Genomic DNA, 12,919 nt, shown 5'->3' with positions numbered 1-12,919 from the left:
AACCAACTGTAACTAGGATTGATATTTCCGGTGAAATTTATGCTTGAAAATATTTATAAGACCTTCACCTTCCACACCTTTAACACGGATGACCTTTCTAGAGGCGGATTCTCCCTTTATAATTGTGACATCTTCAGTCTTGACACCTAAACTTGAAGCAATGAGAGAAATAACTTCACCATTTGCACGTCCATCAACGGGAGGAGACTTTACTTTTACTTTCAATTCACCATCGAAGAAACCTACTATTTCCGTTTGCGAGGAGCGAGGAACAACCTTTACATTAAATGTTACACTCTTTTCTAATTTTTTTGTTTTCATCCTACATGCCATCTAAAGCAAGCTGTGTTAACGTTCTCACCAGAAAGGTCTGCAAGAAATAAATGAGTAAAATGGCAACAAGAGGTGATAGATCTATGCCTGTCCCTCTAAAGGGCATAACCCGCCTTATTGGGCCAAGGACAGGTTCCGTAGTCCTGTAGAGGAATTGAACAAATGGATTATATGGATCAGGATTCACCCAAGATATAACCGCCCTAAAAATTATGATCCACATAAAAAGGGTGAATACTATATCGAGTACTTTCGAAAAAGCGAGAAGAAGGTTTTTCATAGCAATCATTGGGTAAGCTCCTCAATGAATTGACCTAAAACTTCGTTGAACTTTTGCGCTTGTTCCATCATAACAAAATGACCAGCATCCTCTATAATAACAAGTCTGCTACCTGGAATGGAAGCCTTTAGTTCTTCAGATAGCTTAGGAGACGTCATCTTGTCCTCAGCTCCACACACTATTAGCGACGCCACATTTATCTTTTTTACAGCTTCCGATATATCGAGCCTATTACACGCGATGAGATCTCCACGAAAAATCATGGGTGGTACCTTTAAGAAATCGTTGAGTAGAGATTCAAAAAAACGCTCGCGATTCTTTTTAGACACGGAGATCTTTGCAACAAATTCAAAAATAGGTCTTGGATCCTTGAGCAATCCCTCGAGAATCTCAGGGTTGACGGGCATCTTCACACCACCACCCACAGGCACAATGCCCACCAGATCTCCGCCGTACTTTATGGCATAGGTCAATGCAATCGCCGCTCCGAGAGAGTGCCCTACAAGTACAGGTTTCTTAATCTCAAAGGTTTCCAGAGCAGCTCTAACCCAATCAACGTAGGCCTCTACAGTTGACTCACCACTGCCCTGAGAACTTCCATGGCCTGGGAGCTCAAGAACCGCGACGTTTACCTGCGAGCCGAAAGCTGTATACTGGTAATACCAATTTGTGTGATTGCCTCCAGATCCGTGAATAAACACCACAAAATTATCTCCTTCTTTCCACTCATCTCTGTTTCTCCAGCACGCAAGCTCAATTCCCTTTACATTCCTCTTTTCTATCATTTGTTGACCCTCCGAAATTTGTATCTGTCCTAACATATTTGAGGGAAATCTCGCAATCTCCAATCACAAAAATTATCATTGACACCTTGCTTACACTTGATGAATTAATTAAAAAAACTGGGAGGTGAAACCTATGTTATCAGACAAAAAAATTTGTGTTATTGGCGGTGGAAAGATGGGCAGTGCCCTAATTGAAGGATTGCTCTCCAAAAACGTCATTTCAGCTACAAACATCTACGTAACAGACATTGACGAGGTACGTCTTTCAGAATTAGAGAGTAAATTTGGTGTAAGAACAACGAAGGATAATCGTCAGGGGGTCAGGGAAACGTCCATCTCCATTTTAGCGGTAAAACCCCAAAATATGGGTGAAGTTCTTGATGAAATCTCGGACGTCGTTGACGAAACGAAGCTCATCATCTCCATTGCTGCTGGGATCAAGATTGGATTCATTGAATCAAAACTGGGAAAAAAAACGCGCATAATAAGGACAATGCCCAATACACCTCTCGTGGTAGGTGAAGGAATGACAGCACTATCTGCAGGTGAAAATGCCACCGCAGACGATCTTGCCATTGCACGTTACATTTTCGATGCAGTCGGGGAAACAGTGCTTGTAAAAGAGGAACTAATGGATGCAGTAACCGGATTGAGTGGTAGTGGACCTGCTTATTGCTTTATTATCGTCGAAGCCCTGTCCGATGGAGGCGTCCAGATGGGACTTCCCAGAGATGTCGCCGTTAAACTCGCGGCGCAAACACTACTCGGTGCAGCTCGCATGGTATTAAAAGGAAACTACCACACAGGTCAGCTGAAAGATATGGTCACCTCCCCAGGTGGAACCACCATTGCTGGTATCAGAGCAATGGAAGAGAAAGGAATTCGGGCAGCGCTGATGGCTGCAGTGGAAGCAGCAACACTTAGATCTCGTACTCTAGGAACATAAAAAGTTGGGATTACACTTTTGTAGGAGATCCTTCCCACTTATCTAAAGTCCTTCTCTTCCGCCCTTTCCTATCCGGACTTTTAGATGCTGTAACTACAGACTCTGTGGTGGGTAGATCTCCACATTCTGATTCGTGGGGTAACTCTTTACATTCTGATTTCGCATTGTCTTGGGAGACATAATAATCCATGTCCTCCGGCACGAAGTCATCCTGTCCAGGGAAAGAACACACAACTTGGTAAGCGGAATTTGTATCACTATGTAAGGTAGATCCCCTTTCCATCCTCCGTGGATGTTTCTTGTTATGCTTACTTTCGTGTGTTACCTCAAACGCATCCGCCAATCGCCCACACTCTGTTTCTGTGTTCCACAAATCAAAGTCACTTTGAACTCCAGCTAAACCCATGTCGCTTAAATCACCATCATTGAGCATCAACCCATCTCTTTCTATGCATTCTATACGCACCTCATCCCAGGATAAATCCAGGTTTCCAGAGATTCGAATTGACATTCCATATTCAGCTTCAAGCCCAAGCAATTCGCTCCGCTTATTATTCAAAAGATAATCCGCAATGGCAAGTGGAAGGGAAACTTTAAGAGCAGTATATTCACCGGTTACGGCTTTTGACTCAATTTTCCTGAAAACCCCGAGAGCTAAATATTCCACCGTGGGGCGTAACCCAGTTCCTTTGCAGTGAGGACAAGAAACAAAACATATCTCCTGAATATTTGAATGCCTTCTCTGACGGGACAACTCTAGTATCCCAAATTTAGAGATCTTTAACATCTGTATTCTGGCCCTGTCCAAACTAATGGCCCTTTTAAATGCCCTTTCCACTTCTTGCCGGTGATACCTATCTTTCATATCAATAAAGTCTATAGCAATCAAACCACCTATATCGCGAAGCCGAAGCTGTCTTGCTATCTCCTCTGCTGCCTCCAAATTTGTTCGAAAAGCTGTCTCCTCAATATTTTTCTTGTTGGACGCCTTTCCAGAATTTACGTCTATAGTTGTCATTGCCTCCGTCGGCTTTATAACTATGTAACCCCCAGATCTTAGATTCACCCTTTCCTGGTAGATCTGATTAACCTGTTCCTCAATCTCGTATTTATCGAAAATAGGAATCTTCTCCACATACAGCTTGATTATATTCTGGTTACGGGGTGAAACAATCCTCAAATACTCTCTCATCTTACGAAAAGTTTCAATATCATCAACCCAGATTGCCTCGATGTCACTTGTATAGTAATCACGTAAAGATCTGATGCCAAAATCACTTTCCTGATATATAAGAGCTGGAGCGGGTAATTCCCTAGCCAATTTCTGTATTTGCTTCCATAAACGATACAGGTGTTGGTAATCTCTAAGCAATTCCTGTTTTGTGCGGCTGATTCCCGCCGTTCGTACAATAAACCCCATCCCCTCTTCCAAATTAATTTGGCTCATTATTTCTCTCAATCTGCGTCGATCTTCCTCTCCTTCGATCTTACGGGAAATCCCAGCACTTGATTTGTTTGGAAGTAAAACTAGATATCTTCCGGGAAGAGAAATATACGTTGTAAGAAGAGCCCCTTTTTTCTCACCAACGTCTCTTAAAACCTGAACTAACACTTCCTGTCCTGGTCTGAGCAGAGTATGGTAACGTCTCCCATCTTCAGAACCTTCACCAACAACACGAAAATACTCTGGACTAACATCCTTGAGGGGCAAAAAACCATCTTTCCTTCCACCATAGTTAACAAAAGCTGCGTGCAGCCCTTTTTCAACTTTCATAACAATACCTTTGTAAATGTTACCCGTTATATTTTCTCGAACAGACATCTGAACATTGTATTCTACAAGCCTTCCATTCTCAACAATAGCCATTCTTTTCTGCTCTGGATGCACAGCGTTTATCAGCATTACTTTTTTCATAGCCAGATTATTCCCTCACACATTTTACAAAAACGACCTCACATCACCCTTTCCAATCCTAACCACTTCTACTGTATCATCGATAAGGCTAATTACCGTTGATGGTTGAGCTGGAATTATCCCGCCATCAATGACCAAGTCTACATGGTGTTTGAATCTGTCATGAACCAATATCGGATCATTCATTAACTCCCCTTCTTCATTTTTTACACTCGTACTGATTATCGGACGTCCCAATTCACGAACAATTGCAAGGCATATCTGATGATCAGGAACCCGAATTCCCGTAGTTTGTCTCTTTGGTAAAATAATCTTGGGAACCAACCGAGAGGCGGGCAAAATAAAAGTGTACGGACCTGGTAAATATCGGCGCATAACCCTGTAGGCAAAATCAGAAACTATAGCATACTGGCTCAGATGCTTAAGGTCAGCACAAACAAAACTCAGAGGTTGCTTTTTACTTTTTCTCTTGATTTCGTATATTCTTTCTATACCCCGCTTATTTAATAAATCACAACCTAGTCCGTATACTGTGTCGGTGGGATATATAATTATTCCCCCTGCCTTCAGGCATTCCACAACCTTTCTGATGAGACGCAACTGTGGGTTTTGACTGTTTATAGCAATTATCATGAATCACCAGTACCAGAAATTATTCGATTTTACAACAAAGCGAAACTACTCAAACCTTTTTCCGCTCATCTTTTTCCAATTTGTAATGTATACTATCCACCAAGGCAAACCAACTTGCCTCTATAATGTTTTCAGAAACCCCTATGGTGCTCCAGGTTTCTTCACCATCCTGTGACTCAATAGATACTTGTACCTTTGCAGCTGTCCCCTCGCTCCCTTCAACGATGCGAACCTTAAAATCTGTCAGATGCATCTCTTTCAGTCTTGGATAGAATTTTAAAAGAGCTTTCCTCAAAGCATTGTCCAGGGCATTTATTGGCCCATTCCCCTCCGCCGCGGTTAATTCTTCCTCATCACCAACAGAAATTTTAATCACAGCCTGAGCATGCGATGGGTGGTTGGCTGTTTTTGAAGAAATCACGCTGAAACGTTCCAACGTAAAAGGCTCTCTAAATTGACCAGCCAGTTTTTTAACGAGCAAGGAAAGAGAACCATCAGCAGCATCGAAAGAAAAACCTTCGTCTTCCAACTTTTTAATTTCCTCCACAATTTTTCTACTCAAATCACTATTGGATCCTAAATCAATACCCAATTCCTTTGCTTTGTACTCAATGTTGCTCTTACCAGAAAGATCAGAAACAATAACCCTTTGCATGTTACCCACCAAACGGGGGTCAATGTGTTCATATGCCCGTCTGTTCTTTATTATAGCACTCACATGAACTCCACCTTTATGCGCAAAAGCACTCTTACCCACAAAAGGCCGTGAGTTCAGTGGTGGTACATTCGCAATGTCACTCACGAAATTTGACAATTTCGTGAGTTTCGACAGTGCATCATCTGAAAGACATCGTTTTCCCATTTTCAACTGCAAATTAGCAATTACTGAAATGATATCCGCATTACCACACCTTTCTCCGTACCCATTAACCGTCCCCTGAACCATACTTGCGCCGCAAAGTACCGCAGTTAACGTATTCGCAACAGCCAGACCTCCATCATTATGGGCGTGTATTCCAAGTTTTTTGCACGGAACAATTTCTTTTACCTTTCTCACAATGTCCTCCACTTCATAGGGAAGACTTCCACCATTGGTATCGCACAGCACAATCATATCCGCACCAGCTTCCAAAGCGGTTATGATAGTTTTCTCAGCATAAGAAGGATTTTCTTTAAACCCATCAAAAAAATGCTCTGCATCATAGATGACTTCCTTTCCCCTGTCCTTGAGAAAAGTTACCGTTTCTCGAATCATCCTTATATTCTCGTCTAAAGAAACATTAAGGACCTCTGTTACATGAAGATCCCACGTTTTTCCAAAAATGGTAACCGTAGGAGTTTCCGCAGCTAGTAAAGCTCTTATATTGGGGCAATCATGCACGCTCAAATCGGATCTTCTTGTACTTCCAAATGCTGTTAATTTTGCGTTCTTAAAATGGACGGTTTTTGCCATTTCGAAGAATCGGGCATCTTTTGGGTTCGATCCTGGCCAACCCCCTTCAATGTAATGGAATCCAAGTTCATCCAAAAAACACGCAATTCTCAGTTTTTCTTCCGCAGTAAAACTGATGGATTCACCCTGCGTCCCATCTCGTAGTGTTGTGTCATAGACTATCACATCGAATGACATAGGCATACCTCCTAAAAAGATCCGCCGCCAGGAAGGGCCTGACGGCGGATCTTTATATTCTAAAAAAGAACACTATCGCGCCTCATCAGGCCCCCTATTTTGTGGCCTAATTATGCACCCGCAAATCATTATGGAAATCGTAAAATAACGCATAGTCTAATTCTTACTGGTGCTAACTTATATAAAAAAATAAAGGCATTGTCAAATCAAAAACCTTTTGAGATTAGGATTAATCTAATATAGAAACACATTAAAAATCTCTTAACCGGAAAAAAGCAAAGAACCCCATATGACTTTCGGCAATAAGTTTCTTCAAAGCGTGAACACAGAAATATCAACATACAAAAAACACATCTTTTTCATTATGCTACTTATTTTTTCAATCACCATTTCATGTGGTGCTCCAGAAAAAACCCAAAATGAAAAAATTGTCACTGAATTTTCACCAGCATACGGTGATTTAATCGTAGTTGGTTCACTCGGAGACGCTACTAATCTTATCCCCATACTGGCATCCGATAGCACATCTCATCAAATCGCTGGTCTCATTTACAACGGCCTTGTCAAATACGACAAAAATCTCAATATTGTAGGGGATCTAGCTGAATCCTGGAATATATCAAAGAATGGATTAACGATAACATTCCACCTAAGAAAAAACGTAAGATGGCACGATGGGTATCCTTTAACAGCCCAGGACGCACTTTTCACATACAAGCTTTTGACAGATCCATCCACACCCACTCCATACGCAGGTGATTTCCAAAAAGTTAAGAGGGCTGAAGCGTTAGACGACTACACATTCCGTGTGACTTATGAAAAACCCTTCGCACCTGCCCTTATGAGCTGGAACATTTCCATCTTACCCAAACATCTTCTAGAAGGTAAAGATATAACAACATCCCCCCTGGCAAGACATCCCATTGGAACAGGACCGTACTGCTTCAAGCAGTGGGTTGGAGGACAGAAAATAGTTCTTTCCTCAAACAAAGACTACTTTGAGGGTAGACCGTATATAGATGGATACGTAATGAGGGTGATTCCCGATTCTGCAACGATGTTCCTTGAACTGAGGGCAAATGGCATAGACCAAATGGGCCTCACTCCACTCCAGTATCGCAGACAAACCGAAAACAATCTTTTTAGAAAAAATTTCAACAAGTACCGATATCTGTCTTCTTCATACGTATACCTAGGCTATAACCTTCAAAATCCTCTCTTCAAAGACAGAACTGTTAGACAGGCCATAGCTCACGCTATAAACAAAGAAGAGATAATTCAAGGAGTTCTGTTAGGTTTGGGCCACGAAGCAACTGGTCCTTACAAACCAGATATGTGGGCATACAATCCAGATGTAAAACGATACCCTTACGATCCAACAAAAGCAAGAGAACTCTTAGCAAAAGCAGGTTGGGTTGATACAAACGGTGACGGTATTCTGGATAAAAATGGGAAGCCTTTTGAGTTTGAAATAATAACAAACCAGGGAAACGAGGTCCGAATCAAATGTGCAGAAATAATTCAGAAACGCCTTGGTGAGGTGGGCATTGCAGTAAAGATAAGAGTTCTTGAGTGGGCCGCATTGGTGAACGACTTTATTGGGAAGAGAAAATTCGACGCCGTCATACTGGGCTGGACAATACCACCTGACCCTGATCTTTTTGATGTGTGGCACTCAAGTAAAACCGGACCATACGAACTTAATTTCATTTCCTTTCGAAACAGAGAGGTGGATGAACTTATAGAGAAAGGGCGCAGCACTTTTGACCAGAAAAAGAGAAAACTCTATTACAATCGCATCCAGGAGATCCTCGCGGAAGAACAACCTTATCTTTTCCTTTTCATACCTGACGCATTACCGATTGTCCACAAACGCTTCCGTGGTGTGGAACCAGCTCCACAAGGTATTATGCACAACTTCATCAAGTGGTATGTACCAAAAGAAGAGCAGCGCTACGTGATGACGCAGTAATCCCTTATGTGCTTAAGCATCCTCCCGAAACCCCAAATGTGAGGAGAAAATCCTTAAAGGCCCTGTAATCGGCGGGTATATGAAAACACTCCCCCTGTCTCTCATCTATACCTTTCAAGCTGGGTGGCATCTCTGGATCAAACCCCAAAAGTTCGCGTATTACTTCTGGAAACTTTGCAGGATGGGCTGTTTCCAAAACAACAGCCAAAGCATCATCACCGGTATCTTCTAAGTAGAATTCTAGTCCTCTCCAACCCACCGCCCCATGGGGTTCCAGAAGAACTCCATATTTATTAAAAACCTCAATTATGGTTCTCTTGGTTTCTTCGTCCGATACGCTCACCGAATAAATGTACTTCCTCATTTCATCACGATTGGGGTAGCGGTAGACCCTGCCGTTGCGATCTATCGTCCCTCCGTAGAGATCAAAAAAACGGGCCAGATTGCTCGGATGTCCCACATTCATCGCTGATGATATACAAGATTTTGAGGGTGACACTTTCTCATAAACACCCGTTTTCAAATAACGAGGGAACTCATCATTTTCATTGGTGGGCATAATCAACTTTCTAATAGGAACTCCCATCCTTCGTGCCAACTCACATCCTAAAGCATTACCAAAATTACCAGAAGGGACAGAAAAGATAATCTCTTCGCCCTCAGAGGCAAGCTGGGCATAGGCATAAACATAATAAATAATCTGCGGCAGAATCCTGCCAACATTAATCGAATTTGCCGAAGTTAGATTTAGAAAGGTTAAAGAAGGATCACCAAAAGCTTCTTTTACCAGATTCTGACAATCGTCAAATTTACCATCAACAGCAACAGCGCGAACATTACCACCTATGCCGTCAAGCTGCCTCTTCTGCCTGAGACTTACTTCCTTTTGCGGATAAAGTATCATTACATCAATCCCAGGAACACCCTTATATGCCTCCCCTACCGCACTACCAGTATCTCCAGATGTCGCAACAAGCACGCGAAGTCTTTCCTCGCCTCCCCTAAAAATGCTCATTAGCCGAGCCATCATCCGGGCCGCAAAATCCTTAAAAGAAGCTGTTGGTCCCTGATCAAGCCTCATTATGAATACCTTTTCGGAAACTTTTTCCAGAGGCACTGGAAAATTGTAAGCATCCTCCACAGCATCCCGAAGAACATCTCGTGAGATCTCATCTTCCAAAAAAGCATAGAGTACTGCTAAAGCGGCCTCAGTATAAGGTTTACCTTTGAGCCTCATAACCTCTCTTAGATCGAGGTTTGGGATACTATCAGGCATAAAAAGACCTTCATCTGGAGCCTGGCCCATCAATAAAGCTTCTCGAAAACTCACAAGTTTAGAGAAGGGCTTAATCCCAGAGAGCCCTGATATATTCCGATTGGTACTATAGTATCTTATCATGGTGTCTTATTTAGGACATGGCTACAGCTATTGTCAAGGCACAACAAAAATGAACCAAATTATTTTCACATAATCTTGACAAAGAAAAAGATTCTTTTAAAATTCCTACCAAACTTGATTGAAAGCAAATGAAAAAGCATACACCCAACATCGTTAACCTAAATACAAAACACACTTCATGCATCTGTATCCCTGAAACAAATCGTCCTGCCCAAGGGAAGACGCTTAGGAGATCCTCAACTTGATGGTATATCTAAATATATTCCAAAAAAGAGGTTTAGCAATCAGTGAAAACCATAGAAGCTCTGTTAACCCGGAAGGAAGAAACTATTTTTAACGTTTTCAAACTAAAGTCCATGGCCAGAACTAACGACTCACTTGCCGTGCTCATGTATGGAAGCCCAGACCCAGATGCCATAGCCTCAGCCATGGCGATACAAGAATTGTTCAAAAAAACAGTAGGACTTTCAAAATCCGTTCTCGTTTCCACAGAGCCGATCCGTAGACAGCAAAATTTAGAGTTCATCAAAGCCATGAAAATTAATATTTTGCCCCTCAGTAAAGTAAATATCAAGGAGTATCGACTAGTCGCCATCGTGGATGCACAACCAACCTTCTTCGGCAATCTACTAGCGGGGGTACAGCCTCAGATTGTAATCGATCACCACCCCGTTAATTCCGTATGGCATGCTGAACTTGCCGATGTGAGAACAGAATACGGTGCCCTTTCCACGATCTTACTCGAATACCTTCTAGCGTCCAAAATTAGGATATCTAGAACACTATATACAGCTCTTTTTTACGGTATAAAGTCCGATACTAACAACTTCGACAGAGAAGCGACTTTCCAGGATATAAGCGCCTACTATTTATGTTTCAACCGCGCCAACAGACAGTTAATAAGGCGAATTGAGTTAAATCAGATTCCGGAAAGATACTTACGTTATTTTGAATACGCGTTTTTCCACCGTCGACGCTACCGAGACAGGATTATCTGCTTCCTTGGCAGGGTCGAAAGTCCTGATGTCTGTGTACAAGTGGCGGACTTTTATCTTAGAATAATAAATATTTATTACGTTGTAGTTGCCGGAATAATTAAAGACAGGATGATAATCATTTTCAGAGGAGACGGTTATCGGCACAACTGTGGAACCATTGCCAGCGAAGCTTTTGGTAAATTCGGAAATGCGGGCGGCCATCGGAGCGCCGCCCGCGTAGAAATTCCCCTCGAGAATCTAAGAGACATCCTAACTAAGGAACTCGGACAGGAGGAGGTCGAACAATTCCTCGCTAACCGACTTCGCCGCAAAAAGATAAATAATCAAAAGTAACGGTCTTAATCATCTTTATTAGTATCCGCCGCTTTTTCGGATCCACTCTCCGATTGCAACTGACCCGGTTTACCTTCGCTTCCAGAGGTCTTCTTTCCACCATAGTCCGTTACGTACCACCCTGTACCCTTAAGATGGAATGATGAAAGGGAAATAAGTTTCTCAACAGGACCTTGACAAAATTTACATGAAGGAACGGTTACATCGGTGATCTTCTGAAAAAGTTCGAATTCTCTACCACACTTTTTGCAGCGGTACTCGTAGATTGGCATCACCTCACCTCCATTCGTTTTTGTGTCGAAACTTAGATGAGAGCGTAGTTTTCGCTGAAACAATCCAAAATCAATCTCATCTCTGAGTCCACATATGGACAAAGTAGATCGCCAGTTATCCTATGAACTATTTGCTCTTCTCTTTTTCTCTCCTCAAAGGGCACATCGAAATTCGCCTCACCTCGGTAAAAACGTACTATATGCACCAGCTCATGCGCAGCAATGTAGAGCATAAGAGGAGCAAATTTTATAAATGAATGACCTCGAGCCACAGCATCAAGTATCCTATGATCGTGAATACATATGCGGTAGAAATATCCATTAACATACTCGTATCTGCAAAGATGGGCAAATACATCTTCCTTAAACTCATCCTTCTTTAAGAAAGCTAAAGTACACACATCGTACTGGAGCGTTTTCATCTCGTGGTGTTTTAAACGGTAAAAATCGCACACAATCCGCTCTGCTTTATAGAATGACTGTCCGACTATTCTCATTTCTTCAAAATTAAAGTAACGCCGCACTTACCAAAACTCTTCCGCGTTCTCTCAGTAAAAAATAAAAACACATCCCCGCTTCTGTCAAGGAGCATAACCTTCCCTTATTTGCATTTGGTTCTTTATGATTTTCTCCTTTATTTTTTGGTACCGGTACTGGGCGTAAGCATCTCGAACAGCTACATAAGGATCCACAGCTGCCTCTTTGAGAGCTTCATAATCACCAATTCTAAGTGAGGTGTCGTTTACCTTGTCGTATACCTTTGTCGTTATCGACACATACCACGGTTTTACGTACTGAAAAGGATAAAGGAGAGAATCACCAATCCACCCTACAGTATCTCGGGGGCTCGAAGGACCTAAGAAGGGCCAGTTTATATAAAAACCAGGTCCCAGACCATAGGATCCTAATGTTTGACCAAAATCCTCATCGCACTTGGGTATATTTATGTCTTCCCTAGAGGCAAAGTCAATAACCCCCCCCAACCCAAATACTGTATTTGCAGTAAATCTCGCCAGTTCCGCTGCAACACCTTCGGCATTTCCTTGTAAAAAACAATTGACTAAACGCACAGGAAACAAAATATTAGAAAAGAAATTTTTCACACAGACACGCACTTTCTCCGGCAAAACCTTACTATAACCTTGGGCAATGGGCTTAAGGACAAAGAAATACAGTTTATCGTTAAAGGTAAACATCACACGGTTGAACGGTTCCAATGGATCAGGGATTTCTATACGTTCTTCTTCCTCAGTGTCTATATCTCTCGCATTCTCTATCTGTTTCACGATGGAGGGAGGTTCCTCAGGTACTTGATGTAAGGATCGTTCATTATGGGAAACCTTTTCTTCTGCACACGCGCAAGGGTGAATTTTAATAAAAAACGCACCAGAAAAAATAAATGACACAACTAGAACCGTTAAAA

13 protein-coding genes are annotated in these 12,919 nt (G+C 42.1%); 3 read left to right on the top strand and 10 right to left on the bottom strand.

From position 1 onward, the window contains the following. Positions 1–12 precede the first annotated feature (12 nt). From N2317_04865 to N2317_04855, 3 genes are read right to left on the bottom strand one after another with little or no spacing between them, the layout of a single operon-like run. Entirely contained in the window at positions 13–321 is a 309-nt protein-coding gene (locus tag N2317_04865) for a DUF167 domain-containing protein (GenBank protein ID MCX7816825.1), read from the bottom strand. 1 nt (position 322) lies between these two features. After that, on the bottom strand, positions 323–622 hold the full coding sequence (locus N2317_04860; GenBank protein MCX7816824.1) for a YggT family protein: 300 nt from the start codon (positions 620–622) through the stop codon (positions 323–325). After that, positions 619–1,398 (bottom strand): alpha/beta hydrolase, encoded by a 780-nt coding sequence (locus N2317_04855; protein ID MCX7816823.1) that lies wholly within the window; start codon positions 1,396–1,398, stop codon positions 619–621. The genes N2317_04860 and N2317_04855 overlap by 4 nt, the downstream gene beginning before the upstream one ends. Before the next feature lie 133 nt (positions 1,399–1,531). Here N2317_04855 and proC point away from each other — a divergent pair, with 133 nt between their 5' ends. Then, positions 1,532–2,344, top strand: a complete 813-nt coding sequence (gene proC, locus N2317_04850; protein MCX7816822.1) for a pyrroline-5-carboxylate reductase — start codon at positions 1,532–1,534, stop codon at positions 2,342–2,344. 10 nt (positions 2,345–2,354) lie between these two features. Here the strand turns inward: proC and N2317_04845 are convergent, their stop codons facing one another. Genes N2317_04845 through cimA form a run of 3 tightly spaced genes read right to left on the bottom strand, consistent with a single transcriptional unit; the run spans position 2,355 to position 6,522 of the window. Further along, positions 2,355–4,259 (bottom strand): Rne/Rng family ribonuclease, encoded by a 1,905-nt coding sequence (locus N2317_04845; protein ID MCX7816821.1) that lies wholly within the window; start codon positions 4,257–4,259, stop codon positions 2,355–2,357. Positions 4,260–4,283: 24 nt separating this feature from the next. Then, positions 4,284–4,892, bottom strand: a complete 609-nt coding sequence (locus N2317_04840; protein ID MCX7816820.1) for an L-threonylcarbamoyladenylate synthase — start codon at positions 4,890–4,892, stop codon at positions 4,284–4,286. Between the two features lie 49 nt (positions 4,893–4,941). Then, on the bottom strand, positions 4,942–6,522 hold the full coding sequence (cimA, locus tag N2317_04835; GenBank protein MCX7816819.1) for a citramalate synthase: 1,581 nt from the start codon (positions 6,520–6,522) through the stop codon (positions 4,942–4,944). 319 nt (positions 6,523–6,841) lie between these two features. Between cimA and N2317_04830 the strand changes: the two genes are divergently transcribed. Further along, on the top strand, positions 6,842–8,494 hold the full coding sequence (locus N2317_04830; protein ID MCX7816818.1) for a peptide-binding protein: 1,653 nt from the start codon (positions 6,842–6,844) through the stop codon (positions 8,492–8,494). 4 nt (positions 8,495–8,498) lie between these two features. Here the strand turns inward: N2317_04830 and thrC are convergent, their stop codons facing one another. Beyond that, positions 8,499–9,893, bottom strand: a complete 1,395-nt coding sequence (gene thrC, locus N2317_04825) for a threonine synthase (GenBank protein ID MCX7816817.1) — start codon at positions 9,891–9,893, stop codon at positions 8,499–8,501. Positions 9,894–10,180: 287 nt separating this feature from the next. Here thrC and N2317_04820 point away from each other — a divergent pair, with 287 nt between their 5' ends. Then, a complete protein-coding gene (locus tag N2317_04820; GenBank protein ID MCX7816816.1) occupies positions 10,181–11,224 on the top strand; it encodes a hypothetical protein in 1,044 nt (347 codons plus the stop codon). Positions 11,225–11,229: 5 nt separating this feature from the next. Here the strand turns inward: N2317_04820 and N2317_04815 are convergent, their stop codons facing one another. The 3 genes from N2317_04815 to N2317_04805 are packed head-to-tail and all read right to left on the bottom strand — an operon-like array spanning position 11,230 to position 12,782. After that, the gene (locus N2317_04815) at positions 11,230–11,496 is read right to left on the bottom strand and encodes a zinc ribbon domain-containing protein (GenBank protein MCX7816815.1); all 267 of its coding nucleotides are present in this window, start codon (positions 11,494–11,496) and stop codon (positions 11,230–11,232) included. 32 nt (positions 11,497–11,528) lie between these two features. Beyond that, complete coding sequence (locus N2317_04810; GenBank protein ID MCX7816814.1) at positions 11,529–12,020, bottom strand: hypothetical protein; 492 nt, start codon at positions 12,018–12,020, stop codon at positions 11,529–11,531. 57 nt (positions 12,021–12,077) lie between these two features. After that, on the bottom strand, positions 12,078–12,782 hold the full coding sequence (locus N2317_04805) for a VacJ family lipoprotein (protein MCX7816813.1): 705 nt from the start codon (positions 12,780–12,782) through the stop codon (positions 12,078–12,080). Positions 12,783–12,919 lie beyond the last annotated feature (137 nt).

This window comes from Syntrophales bacterium, assembly GCA_026417625.1.
Taxonomy (GTDB): Bacteria; Desulfobacterota; Syntrophia; order Syntrophales; family UBA8958; genus JAOACW01.
The sequence above is the reverse complement of the archived record's forward strand: the minus strand, read 5'-3'. Positions and strand labels throughout refer to the sequence as shown.

Bases quoted from the DNA above. Each gene is read 5' to 3' on its own strand.
- N2317_04855 (MCX7816823.1), bottom strand. From the start codon at position 1,398: ATGATAGAAAAGAGGAATGTAAAGGGAATTGAGCTTGCGTGCTGGAGA.
- N2317_04865 (MCX7816825.1), bottom strand. From the start codon at position 321: ATGAAAACAAAAAAATTAGAAAAGAGTGTAACATTTAATGTAAAGGTT.
- thrC (MCX7816817.1), bottom strand. From the start codon at position 9,893: ATGATAAGATACTATAGTACCAATCGGAATATATCAGGGCTCTCTGGG.
- N2317_04840 (MCX7816820.1), bottom strand. From the start codon at position 4,892: ATGATAATTGCTATAAACAGTCAAAACCCACAGTTGCGTCTCATCAGA.
- N2317_04860 (MCX7816824.1), bottom strand. From the start codon at position 622: ATGATTGCTATGAAAAACCTTCTTCTCGCTTTTTCGAAAGTACTCGAT.
- N2317_04845 (MCX7816821.1), bottom strand. From the start codon at position 4,259: ATGAAAAAAGTAATGCTGATAAACGCTGTGCATCCAGAGCAGAAAAGA.
- N2317_04815 (MCX7816815.1), bottom strand. From the start codon at position 11,496: ATGCCAATCTACGAGTACCGCTGCAAAAAGTGTGGTAGAGAATTCGAA.
- proC (MCX7816822.1), top strand. From the start codon at position 1,532: ATGTTATCAGACAAAAAAATTTGTGTTATTGGCGGTGGAAAGATGGGC.
- cimA (MCX7816819.1), bottom strand. From the start codon at position 6,522: ATGTCATTCGATGTGATAGTCTATGACACAACACTACGAGATGGGACG.